This window comes from Pantoea sp. X-Soil-MYKO-1785, from assembly GCF_059730675.1.
On the sequence record NZ_AP036000.1, the window covers coordinates 853,490 to 871,876 of the forward strand.

Sequence of the window (18,387 nt, forward strand, 5' to 3'; positions counted from 1 at the left end):
ACGGATAATGATCGGGCAACTTAACTTTCCCGCCCTGTGGCCCTACTGGCCGGAGCTGCTCTCCGGCCTGTGGGTCACCATCCAGTTAACGCTGCTGGCCACCGTCGGCGGCGTCAGCCTCGGCATCGTCGGCGCCGCGCTGCGCAGCGGTAAACCGGGCTGGATGAGCCGTCTGTGGGGCGTCTACGTCGAGCTGATCCGCAATACGCCGTTCGTGGTGCAACTGTTCTTTATCGTGTTTGGCCTGCCTAACCTGGGGCTGAAACTCACCGCCGGTGAAGCAGCGCTGCTGGCGATGCTGATCAACCTTGGTGCCTACAGCACTGAGATCATCCGCGCCGGTATTCAGGTGACGCCAAAAGGGCAGTGGGAAGCGGGCCGGGTGCTGGGCCTGACCCGCAGCCAGACGTTTCTGCGGGTGGTGCTGCCGCCCGCGCTGCAGCGTATTTATCCGGCGCTGGTGAGTCAGTGCATTATCGTGATGCTCGGCTCGTCGGTGGTGTCGCAGGTCTCCTACGAGGAGCTGACTTTCGCCGCTAACCTGATTCAGTCGCGCACCTTTTTAAGCTTTGAGGTCTATCTGGTGACCACGTTGATCTACCTGGCGTTGTCGATTGCGATGCGTCAGCTGCTGCTGGCGATTGGCCGTAAATGGTTTGGAGTGCAGGCATGATGACAACCTTCACCGACTGGGACATCGTGCGCAACCTGCTGCTGGCGGCGCGCTGGACCCTGCTGCTCTCTCTGGTGGCGTTTGCCGGCGGCACGCTGGTGACGCTGCCGCTGCTGTTTATGCGACTGTTGCAGCGTAAATGGCTGACGCGCTGGGTTCGCGGCTATACCGCGCTGTTCCAGGGTACGCCGCTGCTGATGCAGCTGTTTCTCGCCTTCTTTGGCGTCGGGCTGTTCGGAATTGACGTCGCGCCCTGGACGGCGGCCTCGCTGGCGCTGACTTTCTACACCAGCGCCTTTCTGGTCGATATCTGGTACGGCAGTATTCGCGCGTTGCCGAAAGGGCAGTGGGAAGCGTCACGCTGTCTCGGCCTGAGTTTCGGCCAGACCCTGGCGCGGGTGGTTGCGCCGCAGGCGATTCGCATCGCCATCGCCCCGACGGTCGGCTTTGCGGTACAGGTGATCAAAGGCACTGCGCTGGCGTCGATTATCGGTTTTATCGAGCTGACCAAAGCCGGCACCATTCTGAACAACGTGACCTACCAGCCGTTCAAAGTCTTTGGGCTGGTGGCGCTCGGTTACTTCCTGATGTGTTATCCGCTGTCTCGCTACAGCCAGTATCTGGAGAAAAAATTCAATGCCGCTCATCACCATTAATCAGGTGCAAAAATATTACGGCGACAACCATGTGTTGAAAGGCGTGGATCTGGATATCGACATGGGCGAGGTGATCTCGATTATCGGTCGCAGTGGATCGGGTAAAAGCACGCTGCTGCGCTGCATTAACGGGCTGGAAGGCTATCAGGAAGGCAGCATCAAGCTTGGCGGCATGACCATTACCGACCGCGATTCACAGGCCCGCGAGATCAGCCGTTCAATCGGCATGGTGTTTCAGAGCTTCAACCTGTTCCCGCACATGACTGCGCTGGAAAATGTCATGCTGGCACCGCGTCGGGTATTGAAAAAGGGCGAGGCGGAGTGCCGGGCGCTGGCGACGCAGATGCTGGAGAAGGTCGGGCTGGGCGAACGGCTCGATTACTATCCAGCCAGCCTCTCCGGCGGTCAGCAGCAGCGGGTTGCAATCGCCCGTGCGCTGGCGATGACGCCGAAAGTTTTACTCTGTGACGAGATCACCTCGGCGCTCGATCCTGAGCTGGTCGGCGAAGTGCTCAAAGTGCTGGAGCAGCTGGCGGCCGAAGGAATGACGCTGATCCTCGTCACTCATGAAATGAGCTTCGCCCGCGACGTGGGCGATCGCGTGGTCTTTATGCATCAGGGGCGCGTCTGGGAGCAGGGCGACAGCAAAACGTTATTTGCGCAGCCGCAATCGCCTGAACTGAAACAGTTTATCTCTTCGGTCCGCCTGTAAGTCTTCAACAAGGAATTCATCATGGATATCACTCGCTACCCACAACTCAATCCACCGCAACGTCTGCTGATGGGGCCTGGGCCGATCAACGCCGATCCGCGCGTCCTGCGCGCCATGTCGAGCCAGCTGCTTGGCCAGTACGATCCCGCCATGACCCATTACATGAACGAGGTGATGGCGCTCTATCGCGGCGTATTTCGTACCGAAAACCGCTGGACCCTGCTGATTGATGGCACCTCGCGCGCCGGGATTGAAGCGATCCTGCTCTCCGCCATCCGGCCCGGCGACAAAGTACTGGTGCCGGTGTTTGGCCGCTTTGGGCATCTGCTGTGTGAAATCGCCCGTCGCTGCCGCGCTGAGGTTCATACCATAGAGGTGCCGTGGGGCGAGGTCTTTACTCCCGATCAGATCGAAGATGCGATCAAAAAAGTGCGGCCACGGCTGCTGTTGACGGTACAGGGCGACACCTCCACCACCATGCTGCAACCGCTGGCGCAGCTGGGGGCAATCTGCAAACAGTATGGCGTGCTGTTCTACACCGATGCCACCGCGTCGCTGGCCGGTAATGCGCTGGAAACCGATGCCTGGGGGCTGGATGCGGTCTCTGCCGGGATGCAGAAATGCCTCGGCGGTCCGTCCGGCACCTCGCCGATCACCCTGAGCGAACAGATGGAAGCGGTGATCCGCAAGCGTAAGTGCGTCGAACAGGGGATCCGAACCGCCGCGCATCAGGATGGGGAAGAGGAGATGATCTACTCCAACTATTTTGATCTCGGCATGATCATGGATTACTGGGGACCGGAGCGTCTGAATCACCACACTGAAGCGACCAGCGCGCTGTTTGGCGCCCGCGAATGCGCCCGTCTGATCCTGCAGGAAGGTCTGGATAACGGCATTGCCCGCCACAAACTGCACGGTGAAGCGCTGCTGAAAGGCATTCAGGGAATGGGACTGGAGACCTTTGGCGACCTGCAACACAAAATGAATAACGTGCTGGGCGTGGTGATCCCGCCGGGCATCAATGGCGATCAGGTGCGGCAACTGATGCTGAATGATTTCGGCATTGAAATTGGCACCTCGTTTGGTCCGCTGCACGGCAAGGTGTGGCGCATCGGCACCATGGGCTTCAATGCCCGCAAGGATTGTGTCATGCAGACGCTGGCGGCGCTGGAAACGGTGCTGACCTATCTGGGCTATCGCACGCCGCAGGGCGCGGCTGCGCAGGCGGCCTGGGACTACTACGGGAGCCAGGCATGATGATGAACGCCAGCGAAGCCCACGCCGCCGCGCAGCGCGTCATGGCGCGCTGTGATGCGCTGGCAGCGATCAGCGAAACGGCGCAGGGACTGACGCGCGTCTACCTGTCGCCGGAGCACCTGCGCGCCAACGCCTGTGTCGGAGAGTGGATGCAGGCCGCCGGAATGCAGGTGTGGCAGGATGCGGTCGGCAACATTTGTGGCCGCTACGAAGCAGCCGAACCGGGGGCGCCCGCCTTACTGCTCGGTTCGCATCTCGACACGGTACGTAACGCCGGTCGCTATGACGGCATGCTGGGCGTGCTAAGCGCTATCGAAACCGTGCAGTGGCTGCATCAGCACCAGCAACGTTTGCCGCTGGCAATTGAGGTGATCGGTTTCGGCGACGAAGAGGGCACCCGTTTTGGCATTACGCTGCTCGGCAGCCGCGGCATTACCGGCAGCTGGCCGCAGAGCTGGGTAACCCATCCTGACGGCAACGGCATTACCGTGGCGCAGGCGATGGCAGATGTCGGGCTCGACAGCAGCCAAATCGCCACCGCCGCGCGCCGGGTAGAAGATATTGTCGGTTACCTTGAGTTGCACATTGAGCAGGGGCCGTGTCTTGAACAGGCAGATCTGCCCCTGGGCGTGGTGACGGCGATCAACGGTGCGCGCCGGCTGAACTGCCGCTTCACCGGCGAAGCCGGACATGCCGGTACGGTACCAATGACCCACCGTAAAGATGCGCTGGCTGCCGCTGCCGAATGGATGGTGTTTATCGAGCAGACCACCCGCGAGCAGGATCCACAGCTGGTGGCGACGGTCGGCACTCTGAGCTGCGCGCCCGGCGCGGTGAATGTGATCCCTGGCGAGGTCGCACTGTCGCTGGACGTGCGCGGCCCGCTGGACAATCCGCTGGAGGCGCTGCTCTCCAGCCTGTTAACTCAGGCGGAGGCGATCGCGCTGCGTCGCGGGCTGCGCTTTGAAGCGAATGAATATTACCGCATCGGGGCCACCGCCTGTGACTCCGCACTGCAACAGGCGCTAAGTCATGCGGTGGAAACGGTGCAGGGGCGCAGCCTGTCGCTGCCGAGCGGTGCGGGCCATGATGCGATTGCGATTGCCGAACGCTGGCCGGTCGGCATGCTGTTTGTGCGTAATCATCGCGGTATCAGCCACCATCCGGCGGAGTCGGTAGCGGTGAATGATGTTGCCCCGGCACTGCAGGCCTATCTGCAGGCGGTCTGTCTGATTGCTGAACGGAGCTGAGCATGCAATTAACCACCTTTAATCAGATGCCGGAGCAGCAGGCGCTGGCGGCGATTGCCCACTGTGTGGCGATCCCGCACTGGCAGCAGGCGCTGGTGGCGGCACGTCCCTATGCTTCGGTGGCGGCACTGCTCGCCACCGGCGACGCACTGGCGCGTCAGTGGCAGGATGACGCTTTACAGGCGGCGCTGGCTGCTCATCCGCGTATCGGCGAGCGGGCCAGCGGAAGCGACAAGCAGGCGACCCTGTCGCGCGGTGAGCAGTCTGCTATGCAGCAGGCCGATCGGTCGCTACAACAGGCGATGCAACAGGGCAATCAGGCTTATGAGGCGCGCTTTGGCCGGGTATTTTTAATCCGCGCCAAAGGACGCAGCGCAGAGCAGATGCTGGCGGAATTACAGCGCCGGCTCCAGAATGATCAGCAGGCTGAACAACAGGAAGCGCTGGATCAGCTGCGTGAAATTACCCTGTTACGGCTGGAGGAGAGCATAGAATGAGTACTGTCACGACCCATATTCTTGATACCGCAATCGGCAAACCGGCCAGCGGCGTGGCGATTTCGCTGGAGCAGAACAGCCCGGAAGGGTGGTTCCCGCTGTCTCAGGGTGAAACCGACAGCGACGGCCGACTGAAAACCCTGACCCCGGAACCGCTGACGCCGGGTCACTACCGCTTAACGGCGGAGATTGGCGACTATTTTGCCGCCGCCGGTCGGGATGCGCTTTATGTCAACGCCCAGATCGATTTTGTCATTGCCGAAGCGGGCAGCCATTTTCATCTGCCGTTCCTGATTTCGCCGTGGTCGTGGTCAACCTATCGCGGCAGCTGATTGCTGCCGGCCAGGCTTGCGCGACAGACTACAGCGTAAACCGATCCGCATCCTGCCAGGCCGGGAAGCGTTCACGGTAAGCATTAAGCGCCTCCAGCGACAGCGCGGCATCCAGCCGGGCGCGCTGGAACGGCTCCGCCGCCTGCAGAATCTCACCCTGCGGTGAAATAATCTGGCTGTCGCCACGGTACTGATGCTGGTTACCGTCACTGCCGACCCGGTTACAGCCCGCCACGTAAGCCTGATTCTCAATCGCCCGCGCTAACAGCAGCGCCTGCCAGTGCAACGCACGCGGCGCAGGCCAGTTGGCGACGTACAGCGCCAGATCGTAATCGTTGCGGTTGCGTGAAAAAACCGGGAAACGCAGGTCATAACAGATTTGCGGCAGAATGCGCCAGCCGCGCCATTCCACGATCTGACGCTGCTCGCCGGGCAGATAGTGATGATGCTCATCCGCCATGCGAAACAGATGCCGCTTGTCGTACTGATGCAGCGTTCCGTCCGGCTCGACCAGTAAAAAGCGGTTTACCGCGCCTTTTTCAGTCTGGATCGCCGCACTGCCGCCGATCAGGGCGTCAGTCTGTCGGGCGTGATGCTGCAGCCATTCCACCACCTGCGCCTGAGGCAACGAGCTTTTTGCCGCCTCCATCGCAAAGCCGGTGGTAAACATTTCCGGCAGCAGAATTAAATCGCGTCCGGTAATGCCAGTCAGTTGCTGATCGAAATGGCGCAGATTCGCCTCGCCATCCATCCAGCTCAGGGTCTCCTGCAATACGGTGATGTTTAAAGCTGACATAAGCGCTCCGCGGCGGCATCTAACGTCGCTTGCTGTTTAGCGAAACAGAGGCGAATCAGTTTATGAGGGAAGGGATCGGCGCAGAACACCGACAGCGGTATCGCCGCCACGCCGGCTTCTTTGGTCAGCCACTGGCAGAAACTGACATCGTCCAGATCGGAGATGGCGCTGTAATCCACCAGTAAAAAATAGGTGCCTTCGCACGGCAGAACCCTGAAGCGGCTGTGCTGCAAGGCCGCAACCAGCTGGTCGCGACGCGCCTGATAAAACGCCGGCAGCTCGCGATAATGTTCCGGCTGGTGACGCAGCATATCGGCAATCGCCAGCTGCGCCGGGGTATTGACCGAAAAGGTCAGATACTGATGTACCTTGCGCACTTCAGCGCTGATGGCCGCCGGTGCAATGCAGTAGCCCACTTTCCAGCCGGTCATGTGGAAGGTTTTGCCAAACGAAGAGACGGCAATGGCGCGTTGACGCAGTTCCGGATGGGCCAGTACGCTGGCATGACCCGCCGGATCAAAGCAGATGTGTTCATACACTTCGTCGCTCAGCACATACACCGGTAGCCCGGCAATCGCCTGCCACAGCGCGGCATAATCCTCGCGCCGCCAGACGGTGGCCGACGGATTGTGCGGAGTATTCAGGATCACCAGCCGGGTTTTCTCACTCAGCAGCGCGCCAAAGGCCGACCAGTCAACGTGAAAGGCCGGTGGCTGCAGGGCGATGCGCTTCAGCACCCCACCCGACAGCTCAACTGCCGGCGCATAGCTGTCGTAGCTGGGATCGAAACAGATCACCTCATCGCCCGGCCTGACCAGCGCGGTAATCGCCGCATACAGCGCTTCAGTCGCCCCGGCAGTGACCGTAATCTCGCGCTCGACGTCCGGACGATAGTCATAAAGCTCAGCGGTCTTCTCCGCAATCGCCTCGCGTAACGGCAAAGCGCCGGTCATCGGCGCATACTGATTCGCGCCCTGGCTAACGTGATACGCCAGCCGCTGCTGCAAATAGTCCGGTCCGTTAAAATCGGGAAAGCCCTGAGAAAGGTTGATCGCGTTGTGCTGCTGTGCCAGCGCACTCATCTGGCTAAAAATGGTCGTCCCAAGCGCCGGAAGTTTGCTCTCAGGAATCAGGTTGTGCTGCGTCATGGTTATCTGGCCTTAAGCGCGAATGTCGATGCGGAGTCACCCGGTGTTTGTGCCACTATAAACAGGATGATAGTATTTGGCAATCGAGACGCTTAGACGGCTAAATGCGTCATGCTCCGTATCTCAGCGGCGTTGGCTACGATTGCTTACCCCGGTCACTTACTCTTGTAAGCTCCCGGGGATGCGCGCACTTGCCGCCTTGCTGAAATGCGGATCATTTAGCATTTACAATGCGTCATGCTCCGCATCTCAGCGGCGTTGGTTGCGTTTGCTTACCCCGGTCACTGACTGATGTCAGCTCACGGGGATAAGCGCGCTTACCGCCTTGCTGACACACGGATCATTTGGCAGGGGGCGTGAGCTTTGCTGATACAGGAATCATTGAAAAGACATCGTGAGCTTTGCCGGCAAAGTATCAAACTTAACCTGTTGTATTTTTAGGGCCGTTACCGTTATCTGAGTTACCAGCCATCCCATTCCACTGCAAGGAAACCCTATGTCGGATATTCACCCGTTAGATCAGCTGGTCGCCGCCTGTCACTGGATTGGTGCGAAGGGCTGGGCACCCGCGACCGGCGGTAATATGTCTGTGCGTCAGGATGCGCAGATCTGTCTGCTGAGCGAATCTGGTAAAGATAAAGGCACGCTGACGCGTGATGACTTTATCCAGGTCGATATTGCCACCAGCCAGGCGCTCTCCGGCCGCAAGCCGTCGGCGGAAACCGGCCTGCACACGCTGATCTATCGGCTCTTTCCTGAGGCGGGTGCGGTGCTGCACACCCATACCGTGAATGCGACGGTGTTATCGCGGGTCGAGCAGGGCGCGGCGCTGCTGCTGCACGGTTATGAGATGCAGAAAACGCTCACCGGTCAGCATAATCATCTGGATACCGTCGCCATACCGCTGTTCGATAACAGCCAGGACATTGCGGCGCTGGCATCGGAAATTGAAGATTACGCCGCCCGGTTTCCGCTGCGCTATGGCTTCCTGCTGCGCGGTCACGGCTTAACCTGCTGGGGTCGCGATGTCAGCGAAGCGCGTCGCCAGCTGGAAGGACTGGAATTTTTATTTGAATGTGAACGTCAACGTCGCCTGCTGGAGAACGCATGATCCGCGCCATTGTTACCGATATTGAAGGCACCACCAGCGATATCCGCTTTGTCCATAACATCCTGTTTCCTTACGCGCGCCAGCATCTGGCGACGTTCCTGCGTGACCAGCAGCATCAGCCAGAGGTGCAGGCTGCGCTTGAGGCGGTGCGGGCTGAGGTCGATCAGCCGCAGGCCGATCTGCCGACCCTGACGCAGATCCTGTTCAGCTTTATGGATCAGGATCGTAAATCTACCGGACTGAAAGCGCTGCAGGGGATGATCTGGCGTGATGGCTATCTCAACGGCAGTTTCACCGGCCATCTTTATCCCGATGTGCTCCCGGCCCTGACCGCCTGGCAGGCGCAGGGTCGTAAACTCTATGTATATTCCTCAGGCTCGGTTGCGGCGCAGAAATTGTTATTTGGCTACAGCGACGAAGGTGATATTACTGGCTTATTCAGCGGCTACTTCGATACGCACGTCGGCGCTAAACGTGAAGTCGCGGCGTATCACACCATTGCCGCACAGATTGGCCTGCCAGCGGAGCAACTGCTGTTCCTGTCGGATATTCATCAGGAGCTGGATGCGGCTGCCCAGGCTGGCTGGCATACCCTGCAGCTGATACGTGGTGAGGCGGATGGCGCAAGTTTCCACCGTCAGGTCACTGATTTTTCTGAGATTAACCTGGAGTCGATTTAGAATGAGTGCACTGACTATTTTTACCGACAGCGAAGCCAGCCAGCCGATATGGCACAGCACCGACCCGCAGGCGATCGCTGAGCGGCTGAATACCAAAGGCGTCCGCTTTGAACGCTGGGAAGCCGATCGCGATTTGGGGGAAAACCCGGACGCAGCAGCGGTTATCACCGCCTATCAGCATGCGATTGACCGGCTGGTGGCGGAGAAGGGCTATCAGAGCTGGGACGTGATCAGCATGCGGGCGGACAATCCGCAGAAAACGGTGCTGCGCGAAAAGTTTCTTTCCGAACACACCCACGGCGAAGATGAAGTGCGTTTCTTTGTTGAGGGCGCGGGTTTGTTCTGCCTGCATCTGGATGGCGAGATCCTGCAGATCCTGTGCGAAAAGAACGATCTGATCTCGGTGCCGGCCGGTACGCCACACTGGTTTGATATGGGATCGTCGCCGCATTTCACCGCGATTCGGATTTTTGATAATCAGGAAGGGTGGATCGCTAACTTCACCGGCGACAGGATTGCCGACGCCTATCCACGACTGGCGTAATCGGCTGAGCCGCTTCGGCTACCGCGCAGAACAGTGCGCGGTGGCCGTCTGACTCACTGCGGCTGGAAAATTCCCGCTGCGACCTGCTCCGGTGTTACCACGCCGGTATCCAGCACCCAGCCGCTAATCAGGGCGGCTGGCGTCACATCAAATGCCGGGTTGTAGACGTTCGCCGCTTCAGGCGCCCACTGCACGCTGCCAAAACTGCCGGCCACGCCGGTCACTTCGCTGGCGGCGCGCTGCTCGATCGGAATCACCGCACCGTTCGGGCAGCTGCGATCCAGCGTGGTGTGCGGCGCAGCCACATAAAACGGGATCTGATGATAGTGTGCCAGTACCGCCAGGCTGTAGGTGCCGATCTTATTGGCGACGTCACCGTTGGCGGCAATCCGGTCAGCGCCGACCCACACCGCGTCCACCTGTTTGCTGGCCATCAGGCTGGCGGCCATGCTGTCGGTAATCAGGGTATAAGGAACCGCCCGTTCGCCCAGCTCCCAGGCCGTTAAGCGGCCGCCCTGCAACAGCGGACGGGTTTCATCGACCCAGACATTGTTCACCCGGCCCTGCTGATGAGCGTGGATGATTACCCCCAGCGCGGTGCCGACGCCCGCCGTTGCCAGCCCACCGGTGTTGCAGTGGGTCAGCAGCTGGCTGCCAGGTTTTACCAGCGCGCTGCCTGCGCTGGCAATTGCCTCACACAGCTGTTTATCTTCTTCGACCAGTCGCCAGGCTTCCTCGGCCAGCGCGGTAGCGAACGCCGGTTGCGCCAGCGCCTGTTTCATCCGATCAAGGTTATTCATCAGGTTGACCGCGGTAGGGCGGGCGGCACGCAGAATCGCCAGCGACTCTGCCAGCTGCCTCTGCGTCTGACCCTGTTCTGCCAGCAACGCCAGCAATAATGAGGCGGAAAGACCAATCAGCGGCGCACCGCGCACCCGCAGCGCGTGAATATGTTCAACCAGCTGCGCCACGCTGTGCGCCGCTAGCCAGTTTTTTTGCTGCGGCAGCGCCTGCTGATCGAGGATCCAGAGCTGATTGTCACGAACCTGTAAGCTGGTGGTTTGGAGAGTCTGCATGGTGGGTGAAATCCCTGTTGCGTTAATGTCAGATATTGTGCCAACATGCTCGACGGATGTATAGACGTCTGAACGGCTTTTACACCGGGTTTATTCAGCCTTCGAATGATGAGGAACAGGCAATGTCGCAATACCGTACCTTCACCGCTGCTGATGCGGTGGACTATGCCCGACAATTCGGCGGTCTGGATAATCCTTCCGCCCTGAGCCGTGCCGAAGAAATCGGTGACGGCAATCTTAACCTGGTGTTCAAAATTTATGACGATCAGGGCAACAGCCGGGTAGTGGTCAAGCAGGCGCTGCCTTATGTGCGCTGCGTCGGCGAGTCATGGCCTCTGACGCTGGATCGGGCGCGGCTTGAAGCGCAGACGCTGGTCGAGCACTACAAATATTGCCCACAGCACACGGTGCAGATTACCCATTACGACGCGGATCTGGCGGTGATGGTGATGGAAGATCTATCCAGCCACCGTATCTGGCGTAGCGAGCTGGTGAAGGGCGTTTACTATCCTGAGGCACCACGGCAGCTGGGCGAGTATCTGGCACAGACGTTGTTTAACACCTCCGATTTCGTGCTGCATCCGCATCAGAAGAAAGCGGAAGTGGCGCGCTTCATTAATCCGGAAATGTGCGAGATCACCGAAGATCTGTTCTTTAACGATCCCTACACCGATCATCCGCGTAATAGCTATCCGGCGGCGCTGGAGCCGTTAGTGGCCAGCCTGCGTCACGATGATGCGCTGCGTATTGCGGTAGCTGGTCTCAAGCACCGCTTCTTTGCCCACGCCGAAGCCTTGCTGCATGGCGATATCCACAGCGGATCGATTTTTGTCGCGGACGGTAGCCTGAAAGCGATTGATGCTGAATTTGGCTATTTCGGGCCGATGGGCTTTGATATCGGCACTGCGCTCGGCAATCTGCTGATCAACTATTGCGGTCTGCCCGGCCTGCTGCCGCCGCGTGAAGCAGCCGATGCCCGTGAGCAACGCCTGAGCGATGTGCATAGCGTCTGGACAACCTTCTCCAGCCGTTTCCAGGCGCTGGCGGCGGAGAAAACCGCTGACGTGGCGCTGGCTTATCCCGGCTATGTCGATGCCTTCCTGCGCAAAGTATGGGCGGATACCATCGGCTACTGCGGAACCGAACTGATCCGGCGCACGGTAGGGATGTCGCATGTGGCGGATATGAAGCTGATTGCCGATCCGGCGATGCGTACCGACTGCATCCGTAACGCGATAAACCTCGGACGCACGCTGATACTGGCAGCCGATCACGTTGAAGATGTCGATGCGCTGATTGCCCGCATCCGACAGGCCGGATAAAAAAAGGCCGACGTGATGTCGGCCTCTGGATAAAACAAAAATCTTGCTGGCGATGAGGGGGATGCCAGCGCAGGAAGCACGGTCAGATTAAACGCTAAAGCCATGTATGGCGTTGTTGTGTCTTTACGGAGGGCATACGTTCCCTGAACCTGCGCTGAATTAACGGGCCGACATCACATCGGCCCGCCGCCTTATGCCGCCTCGCTGGCGCGGGCCGAAGCGGATTGCGATTTTTTCTCTGGCACCGGAACCGCCAGTGCATCCGCTTCAAACTCATCCACATTGATAGAACGCAGGCGACTGGCTTCAGCGCGGCGCAATACCTCGGCTTCTTTATCGTCAATCCAGCCCTGCTCCAGCGCCCGTTTTGCCAGCTCATCCAGCCGGGTAAAGGAGAGGTGCTGCTTGCTCTGTTTGCTCAGTCTGTCGTGAATCACTTCCGCAGCCATTACATCCTGCAACGCCTGTTCCAGCTGACCGGCCGGATTGTTATCAACCGGTGCCAGATACTGTCCGCGTCCCAGACGCGTGCGGGTGGCCGACGGCAGTTGCAGCATTTTTGCCAGCTGATGATCAAGACGATCGGACGGTGCCGGGCAGTGATGGCCACCGGCAAAAATCACCAGCCGTAACGCGCCCGCCACCAGCCGGTTAGGGAAATTGCGCAGCAGCTCATCGATAGCCACTTCCGCCTGATGCAGCGCATCCTGAACGCCCCAGTGTACCAGCGGCAAATCGGCTTCGTTACGGCCTTCATCGTCGTAGCGCTTCAGCGTGGCAGAGGCCAGATAAAGCTGGCTCAGGACATCACCCAGTCGCGCCGAGATGCGTTCACGACGTTTCAGGCTACCGCCCAGCACCGCCATTGAGACATCTGACAGCAACGCGAGGTTGGCGCTGATGCGGTTGAGATGCTGATAATAGCGACGCGTCGCATCACGGGTCGGGGTGGCGCTGGTGCGTCCGCCGGTCAGGCCGAGCCACAGACTGCGCACCTGATTACTGCCGACGTGGCCGATATGGCTGAACAGCGCCCGATCAAAAGCGTCAACGTCGTTACTGGCCGCGGCCGCCATCTCCTGCAGAACATAAGGATGGCAACGAATTGCCCCCTGGCCGAAGATGATCATGCTGCGGGTTAAGATGTTCGCCCCTTCAACGGTAATAGCGATCGGCGCTCCCTGATAGGCGCGCGCCAGGAAGTTGCTGTTACCGAGCATAATGCCTTTACCGCCGGCAATGTCCATCGCGTCAATGATCGCCCGCTGACCGCGATGGGTGCAGTGATATTTCACTATCGCCGACAGCACCGCCGGTTTTTCACCCTGCATAATACCGGCGGTGATCAGCGTTGCTGCCGCATCCATCACGTAAGCATTACCGGCAATGCGTGCCAGTGGCTCTTCAATCCCTTCCATTTTACCGATCGACAGCCTGAACTGACGGCGGATATGGGCATAGGCACCAATTGCCAGCGCCACGCTTTTCAGGCTGCCGGTCGAGTTGGACGGCAGGGTAATGCCGCGACCCACTGACAGACATTCGACCAGCATACGCCAGCCCTGTCCGGCCATTTCCGGTCCGCCGATGATGTAATCGATCGGCACGAAAATATCCTTACCGCGGGTCGGACCGTTCTGGAACGGCACGTTAAGCGGGAAGTGACGGTGACCGATTTCCACGCCGGGGGTGTTGGTCGGGATCAGCGCGCAGGTAATGCCCGGATGGGTGTTATCGCTGAGCAGATGATCGGGATCGGACAGTTTAAACGCCAGCCCCAGCACGGTCGCGATAGGCGCCAGCGTGATGTAGCGTTTGTTCCAGGTCAGGCGCATACCCAGCACCTGCTGACCCTGCCATTCACCCATACACACCACGCCGGTATCGGGAATCGCACCGGCATCTGAGCCGGCTTCCGGGCTGGTCAGGGCGAAGCAGGGGATCTCATCGCCACGCGCCAGACGCGGTAAATAGTGATTTTTCTGTTCATCAGTGCCGTAATGCTGCAGCAGTTCGCCCGGACCGAGCGAGTTCGGTACACCGACGGTAATCGCCAGGATGCCCGATACGCCAGCCAGTTTCTGCAACACGCGCGCCTGGGCATAAGCGGAAAACTCCAGCCCGCCATACTCTTTTTTAATGATCATCGCGAAGAAGCGATGCTGTTTCAGATAGGCCCACAGTTCCGGCGGCAGATCGGCCATTTCATGGGTAATCTGGAAATCATTCGCCAGCCGGCACGCTTCCTCAACCGGACCCTCCAGGAAGGCCTGCTCATCCGGCGTCAGGTGCGGCTGAGGATAGTTATGCAGCTTCTGCCAGTCCGGTTTGCCCTGAAACAGATCGCCCTCCCACCAGGTGGTTCCGGCATCGATCGCTTCTTTCTCGGTGCGTGACATGGGCGGCATCACCTGCTGAAAACGCTGCAGCATCGGTTTTGAAAACAGATTACGGCGCAGCGACGGCAGGTTAAACGGCAACAGAATAATAGCCAGTGGCAGCAGCAGCCACGGCGTCCAGAGGTGTGCGGCCGCCATCGCCGCGGTCCACAGCAGCAGAATCAGGCTGCTCAGCCGCAACGACAGGCGGTGATAGAACAGGGCGCCAATCAGCACCACCGTGGCAAGTATCGAAACAACCATCATAATGAACCGCTCCGTAAGTAGTAAGAGGTCTGACCTGTTGAGTAGAGGTTTAGAGCAGTTGGCTCTATTTATCAATTCGTTTACATCGCAATTACAACCTGACTCACAAAATCAATTTTCCGACCCGTTTCGCTGGCGGCTGTGCAGAGATAATGCCAGCGGCGATTGGGCCGCAATGGCGTGATGCTTTGCGCCGCTCAGGCATTCCGTTAAACTTGCTGCAGATTAACCTCTGCTAAAAAAGGACCTCCCTATGTACCAGGACATCATCCGCTCTGAGCTCAACGAAGCCGCCGATACGCTGAATAAATTCCTCAGCGATGACGCGAATATCCATGCGATCCAGCGGGCTGCGGTGCTGCTGGCTGACAGTTTCAAGGCAGGCGGCAAGGTGCTCTCCTGCGGCAACGGTGGGTCACACTGCGACGCGATGCATTTCGCCGAAGAGCTGACCGGCCGCTATCGTGAAAATCGTCCTGGCTATCCGGCGATCGCCATTTCAGACGTCAGCCATCTCTCCTGCGTCAGTAACGACTTTGGCTACGATTACGTCTTTTCGCGTTATGTTGAAGCGGTAGGCCGTCCGGGGGATGTGCTGCTGGGGCTATCGACCTCCGGCAACTCGGCCAACATCATTAAGGCGATTGAGGCGGCGCGGGCGCAGGGGATGAAAGTGATCACCCTGACCGGTAAAGATGGCGGTAAGATGGCGGGCAGTGCTGACATTGAAATCCGGGTGCCGCACTTTGGTTATGCCGATCGCATTCAGGAGATCCACATTAAAGTGATCCATATTCTGATGTTGCTGATCGAAAAAGAGATGGTGAAGTAACACTCTGGCCTCTCGCCTGGCGGGAGGCGTCTGACGCTAAGGTGGTGACTATGTGCGAATTGCTCGGGATGAGCGCCAATGTTCCCACGGATATCTGTTTCAGCTTTACCGGCCTGGTGCAGCGTGGTGGCGGAACCGGCCCACATAAAGATGGCTGGGGCATTACCTTTTACGAAGATAAAGGCTGTCGCACCTTTAAGGATCCCCTGCCGAGCTTCAATTCGCCAATAGCGCGGCTGGTGCAGGAGTACCCGATCAAATCGCATTCGGTGGTGGCGCACATCCGCCAGGCTAATCGCGGTCAGGTGTCGCTGGAAAACACCCATCCGTTTACCCGCGAACTGTGGGGCCGTAACTGGACCTACGCCCATAACGGGCAGCTAAAGGGCTACCGGCAGCTGGAGACCGGGACCTTTCGTCCGGTCGGGGAGACCGACAGCGAAAAGGCGTTCTGCTGGATTTTGCATCAGCTGGCGACGCGTTATCCCCGCACGCCGGGTAACTGGCCAGCGGTGTTTCGCTTTATCGGCGAGCTGGCGGGCAGCCTGCGGCAGAAAGGGGTGTTTAACATGCTGCTGTCGGACGGGCGTTATCTGATGGCCTTCTGCTCCACCAACCTGTTCTGGATCACCCGGCGCGCGCCGTTTGGCCGCGCGCAGCTGCTCGATCAGGATGTAGAGGTTGATTTTCAGCAGCACACCACGCCGCATGACGTGGTGACGGTGATTGCGACGCAGCCGCTGACGGCCAATGAAACCTGGCAGCGGATTGTGCCAGGTGAGTGGGCGTTATTCTGCCTTGGAGAGCGCCAGGAATGAGCGTGAAGCAGCTTCGGGATTGGTCACTACCGGGCTGCTGTTCATCACATATTTTCCGCTGGCGACGTTAACCGTCGGTGGCTGGTGATACTTCGCAAAATAAGCGTAACCCGGCTGCAACTGCTGCCAGAAACTGGCGTAGGTGGAGTAACGGTGACGCTGCATATTGCTGTCGGTCATGCGGAACGGATAGATACTGATGCTGATATCCTGCTGGCCGTTACGCAGCGCCGCATTGACATAAGTAAAGATCTCATCCATATAGGCGTTCGTCATGGCATAGCAGCCAATCGACTTACAGTCGCCATGAATCATCAGGTAGTTACCGCTGTAGCCCTGATTGCGATCGTACTGATTCGGAAAGCCAATATTGATCGCGCGATAAAACCGGCTATCCGGTTTCAGCTGGTTCAGCCTGACGTTATAAAATCCTTCCGGGCTTTTGAAATCGCCTTCACGACGTTTCGGGCCGAGGCCGCCAGAAAAATTACAGATGCGGTAGGTATCCAGCAGGCGGTATTCGTTACCAATTTTGCCGTACAGTTCGAGGGTACGCTCTTCCTTGAAAATCTGAATATAAACCGGCGTGCCGAGTAACTGTTTCTTTAATTCTTTACTGACCGGTGCCGCTTGCTGAGCGGGTTCTGGGGTCATTGCCATGCTGAGGGCTGGCAGTAAAATCATCGCAAACAGGAGTGCGATTTTGCCCATGCTGTGTGTACCTTGAGGTGAAGAGAACAATGACGCGAATCGTGCGTCTCTGCTTGCATTATCGGAACTATCCGCTACCGCAGCGCAACATTAAACATTGTCTGTTTTTTTAGCAAGACAGCACGCCAGAAATTCGCGATTTCCTGAACAGAATACGGCCAGAAATTTGTAAACTTTAATGCCGGCCGCGACAAATATTGCAGTTACCTTCGCCAACTGTATACTTATCCAGTGCTGGAGGGGGTATGCGTAAAATCATTCATGTCGATATGGACTGCTTCTATGCTGCGGTGGAGATGCGCGATAATCCCCTGTTGCGTGACATCCCGATTGCCATCGGCGGCAGCCGCGAACGTCGCGGTGTCATCAGTACCGCTAACTACCCGGCGCGCAAATATGGCGTGCGCAGCGCCATGCCGACCGGGATGGCGCTCAAGCTATGTCCCCATTTGCGGCTGCTGCCAGGCCGCTTTGACGCCTATAAAGAGGCCTCGGCGCAGATCCGCGAGATCTTCTCCCGCTACACTCCGCTGATTGAACCGCTGTCGCTGGATGAAGCCTATCTGGACGTGACCGACAGTCCGCACTGCCACGGTTCCGCCACCCTGATCGCCCAGCACATTCGCGCGACTATCCTGCGTGAAACGCAGCTGACCGCCTCGGCCGGCATCGCACCGATTAAGTTTCTGGCGAAAATCGCCTCCGACATGAATAAGCCGGATGGACAGTTTGTTATCACGCCGGCGGAGATGTCCGGTTTTTTACTGACGCTGCCGCTGGCGAAAATTCCGGGCGTGGGCAAGGTGTCGGCAAAAAAGCTGGAGGAGATGGGCCTGGTGACCTGCGGGGATGTGCAGAAGGCGGATTTAGCCCAGCTGCTGAAGCGCTTTGGTAAGTTTGGCCGGGTGTTGTGGGAGCGCAGCAACGGCATTGACGAGCGCGGCGTGGTGGTTGAGCGGGAACGTAAATCACTTGGGGTTGAGCGTACGCTGGCCGAGGACATTCACGACTGGGACGCCTGCCTGGAGATCATCGATTTTCTCTATGCCGAACTGGATCGCCGGCTGAGCCAGATCCGTCCCGATAAGCAGGTGGCGCGGCAGGGCGTGAAACTGAAGTTCAGCGACTTTCAGCAGACTACGCAGGAGCACATCTGGCCGGTGCTGAATAAAGAGGACATGATCGCGATTGCCAAAAAAACCTGGGATGAGCGTCGGGTCGGGCGGGGCGTCAGGCTGGTGGGGCTGCACGTCACCCTGCTCGATCCGCAGCTGGAACGACAGCTGTTGCTGGGGTTGTAGCGCGGTCTGGCGATAAGTGCGCGTCA

Annotated in this window: 19 protein-coding genes; 14 read left to right on the plus strand and 5 right to left on the minus strand. The window is 58.7% G+C overall.

Going from position 1 to position 18,387, the window contains the following annotated elements:
• Nucleotides 1-7: 7 nt before the first annotated feature.
• From AC6I8D_RS03810 to uraH, 7 genes are read left to right on the plus strand one after another with little or no spacing between them, the layout of a single operon-like run.
• Nucleotides 8-673 carry an amino acid ABC transporter permease gene (locus AC6I8D_RS03810; RefSeq protein ID WP_031374966.1) on the plus strand — a complete coding sequence of 222 codons (666 nt, stop codon included), beginning with the start codon at nucleotides 8-10 and terminating at the stop codon, nucleotides 671-673.
• Complete coding sequence (locus tag AC6I8D_RS03815) at nucleotides 673-1,329, plus strand: amino acid ABC transporter permease (RefSeq protein WP_497820651.1); 657 nt, start codon at nucleotides 673-675, stop codon at nucleotides 1,327-1,329. The genes AC6I8D_RS03810 and AC6I8D_RS03815 overlap by 1 nt, the downstream gene beginning before the upstream one ends.
• Nucleotides 1,310-2,041, plus strand: a complete 732-nt coding sequence (locus AC6I8D_RS03820; RefSeq protein WP_312057096.1) for an amino acid ABC transporter ATP-binding protein — start codon at nucleotides 1,310-1,312, stop codon at nucleotides 2,039-2,041. The genes AC6I8D_RS03815 and AC6I8D_RS03820 overlap by 20 nt, the downstream gene beginning before the upstream one ends.
• A 21-nt stretch (nucleotides 2,042-2,062) precedes the next feature.
• Nucleotides 2,063-3,298, plus strand: coding sequence for a pyridoxal-phosphate-dependent aminotransferase family protein (locus AC6I8D_RS03825; RefSeq protein WP_312057094.1), 1,236 nt, complete (start codon nucleotides 2,063-2,065; stop codon nucleotides 3,296-3,298).
• Nucleotides 3,295-4,548, plus strand: a complete 1,254-nt coding sequence (hpxK, locus tag AC6I8D_RS03830; protein ID WP_497819671.1) for an allantoate amidohydrolase — start codon at nucleotides 3,295-3,297, stop codon at nucleotides 4,546-4,548. Before AC6I8D_RS03825 ends, hpxK begins: the two co-directional genes overlap by 4 nt.
• 2 nt (nucleotides 4,549-4,550) lie before the next feature.
• The gene (uraD, locus tag AC6I8D_RS03835; RefSeq protein ID WP_312758372.1) at nucleotides 4,551-5,045 is read left to right on the plus strand and encodes a 2-oxo-4-hydroxy-4-carboxy-5-ureidoimidazoline decarboxylase; all 495 of its coding nucleotides are present in this window, start codon (nucleotides 4,551-4,553) and stop codon (nucleotides 5,043-5,045) included.
• On the plus strand, nucleotides 5,042-5,377 hold the full coding sequence (gene uraH / locus AC6I8D_RS03840) for a hydroxyisourate hydrolase (protein ID WP_497819672.1): 336 nt from the start codon (nucleotides 5,042-5,044) through the stop codon (nucleotides 5,375-5,377). Before uraD ends, uraH begins: the two co-directional genes overlap by 4 nt.
• A gap of 28 nt (nucleotides 5,378-5,405) precedes the next feature.
• Here uraH and AC6I8D_RS03845 read toward each other — a convergent pair whose 3' ends face one another.
• Together AC6I8D_RS03845 and AC6I8D_RS03850 are read right to left on the minus strand one after the other, a co-directional pair.
• The gene (locus AC6I8D_RS03845; protein ID WP_312057087.1) at nucleotides 5,406-6,173 is read right to left on the minus strand and encodes an amidohydrolase; all 768 of its coding nucleotides are present in this window, start codon (nucleotides 6,171-6,173) and stop codon (nucleotides 5,406-5,408) included.
• Entirely contained in the window at nucleotides 6,161-7,321 is a 1,161-nt protein-coding gene (locus AC6I8D_RS03850; RefSeq protein WP_497819673.1) for a pyridoxal phosphate-dependent aminotransferase, read from the minus strand. Before AC6I8D_RS03850 ends, AC6I8D_RS03845 begins: the two co-directional genes overlap by 13 nt.
• 496 nt (nucleotides 7,322-7,817) lie before the next feature.
• Here AC6I8D_RS03850 and AC6I8D_RS03855 point away from each other — a divergent pair, with 496 nt between their 5' ends.
• Genes AC6I8D_RS03855 through AC6I8D_RS03865 form a run of 3 tightly spaced genes read left to right on the plus strand, consistent with a single transcriptional unit; the run spans nucleotide 7,818 to nucleotide 9,656 of the window.
• A complete protein-coding gene (locus tag AC6I8D_RS03855) occupies nucleotides 7,818-8,432 on the plus strand; it encodes a methylthioribulose 1-phosphate dehydratase (RefSeq protein WP_312057083.1) in 615 nt (204 codons plus the stop codon).
• Nucleotides 8,429-9,112 carry an acireductone synthase gene (mtnC, locus tag AC6I8D_RS03860; protein ID WP_497819674.1) on the plus strand — a complete coding sequence of 228 codons (684 nt, stop codon included), beginning with the start codon at nucleotides 8,429-8,431 and terminating at the stop codon, nucleotides 9,110-9,112. Before AC6I8D_RS03855 ends, mtnC begins: the two co-directional genes overlap by 4 nt.
• A 1-nt stretch (nucleotide 9,113) precedes the next feature.
• Entirely contained in the window at nucleotides 9,114-9,656 is a 543-nt protein-coding gene (locus AC6I8D_RS03865; protein ID WP_046288502.1) for a 1,2-dihydroxy-3-keto-5-methylthiopentene dioxygenase, read from the plus strand.
• Between the two features lie 53 nt (nucleotides 9,657-9,709).
• On the opposite strand, the gene mtnA is transcribed toward AC6I8D_RS03865, so the two are convergent.
• Nucleotides 9,710-10,732, minus strand: a complete 1,023-nt coding sequence (gene mtnA / locus AC6I8D_RS03870) for an S-methyl-5-thioribose-1-phosphate isomerase (protein ID WP_312057076.1) — start codon at nucleotides 10,730-10,732, stop codon at nucleotides 9,710-9,712.
• Between the two features lie 122 nt (nucleotides 10,733-10,854).
• Here mtnA and mtnK point away from each other — a divergent pair, with 122 nt between their 5' ends.
• The gene (gene mtnK / locus AC6I8D_RS03875) at nucleotides 10,855-12,054 is read left to right on the plus strand and encodes an S-methyl-5-thioribose kinase (protein ID WP_312057074.1); all 1,200 of its coding nucleotides are present in this window, start codon (nucleotides 10,855-10,857) and stop codon (nucleotides 12,052-12,054) included.
• Between the two features lie 191 nt (nucleotides 12,055-12,245).
• Here the strand turns inward: mtnK and fadE are convergent, their stop codons facing one another.
• Entirely contained in the window at nucleotides 12,246-14,699 is a 2,454-nt protein-coding gene (gene fadE / locus AC6I8D_RS03880; RefSeq protein WP_312057072.1) for an acyl-CoA dehydrogenase FadE, read from the minus strand.
• A gap of 253 nt (nucleotides 14,700-14,952) precedes the next feature.
• Here fadE and lpcA point away from each other — a divergent pair, with 253 nt between their 5' ends.
• Both lpcA and AC6I8D_RS03890 read left to right on the plus strand, forming a co-directional pair.
• Nucleotides 14,953-15,531, plus strand: a complete 579-nt coding sequence (gene lpcA, locus AC6I8D_RS03885) for a D-sedoheptulose 7-phosphate isomerase (protein ID WP_031374980.1) — start codon at nucleotides 14,953-14,955, stop codon at nucleotides 15,529-15,531.
• A gap of 50 nt (nucleotides 15,532-15,581) precedes the next feature.
• Nucleotides 15,582-16,349: a class II glutamine amidotransferase gene (locus AC6I8D_RS03890; protein WP_031374981.1), complete on the plus strand. Its 768-nt coding sequence runs from the start codon at nucleotides 15,582-15,584 to the stop codon at nucleotides 16,347-16,349.
• On the opposite strand, the gene dpaA is transcribed toward AC6I8D_RS03890, so the two are convergent.
• Nucleotides 16,320-17,060 (minus strand): peptidoglycan meso-diaminopimelic acid protein amidase, encoded by a 741-nt coding sequence (gene dpaA / locus AC6I8D_RS03895; protein ID WP_031374982.1) that lies wholly within the window; start codon nucleotides 17,058-17,060, stop codon nucleotides 16,320-16,322. The genes AC6I8D_RS03890 and dpaA overlap by 30 nt on opposite strands.
• A 245-nt stretch (nucleotides 17,061-17,305) precedes the next feature.
• Between dpaA and dinB the strand changes: the two genes are divergently transcribed.
• Nucleotides 17,306-18,361: a DNA polymerase IV gene (gene dinB / locus AC6I8D_RS03900; protein WP_312057544.1), complete on the plus strand. Its 1,056-nt coding sequence runs from the start codon at nucleotides 17,306-17,308 to the stop codon at nucleotides 18,359-18,361.
• Nucleotides 18,362-18,387: the final 26 nt, after the last annotated feature.